This is a genomic window from Vibrio sp. 2130-1 (genome assembly GCF_033339515.1).
Window position 1 is genome coordinate 1 of sequence record NZ_JAWOUT010000396.1, and the last position, 637, is coordinate 637.

The following is a 637-nucleotide window of genomic DNA, read 5'->3' on the forward strand; positions in this document are numbered from 1 at the left end:
GACAACATTCATGGCAAGTCCGCAAACCTGCATGGGCCAATGAATGATAAACAGTGTGAAGCATGCCATGGCCCAGCGAACAATCACGAGCGCAATCCACGAAAAGGACAAGTTCGTGAGCCAATGATCACTTTTGGACCAAACTCCCCTGTTCCGGCCGAAAAGCAAAACAGCGTATGTTTATCTTGTCACCAAGATGCGAAACGCTCGACTTGGCATAGTAGCGAGCACGCTTTTGAAGGGCTGTCTTGTGCAAGCTGTCACCAACTGCATCAAAAAGACGATCCGATGATGGTTGCCGAAATGCAAGCAGACAAATGCACCGATTGTCACTCCCGCACCAAATCAGATATCCACAAACGCAGTCGTCACCCTATTATCGACGGCGTCATGACTTGTTCTAGCTGCCACAATCCACATCAGACATTAAATGAAGCGAGCTTGAACTGGTCAACCGTCAATAACGCTTGTTACGAGTGTCATGCGGAAAAACGCGGCCCATTTTTATGGGAGCATGAGCCAGTAACTGAAGATTGCACATCCTGCCACACACCTCATGGTTCAGTGAACAAAGCCCTGCTCAATAAACGACTGCCAATGCTATGTCAGGAATGTCACCGTGTGCCACATGCAAACG

The 637-nt window shown here is 48.7% G+C and carries 1 protein-coding gene; it reads left to right on the forward strand.

Annotated features, from left to right (window positions below; all coding sequences use genetic code 11):
• Positions 1 to 637 (forward strand): DmsE family decaheme c-type cytochrome (locus R7Q09_RS26450; protein ID WP_318143979.1); only part of this gene is annotated, 637 nt, incomplete at both ends.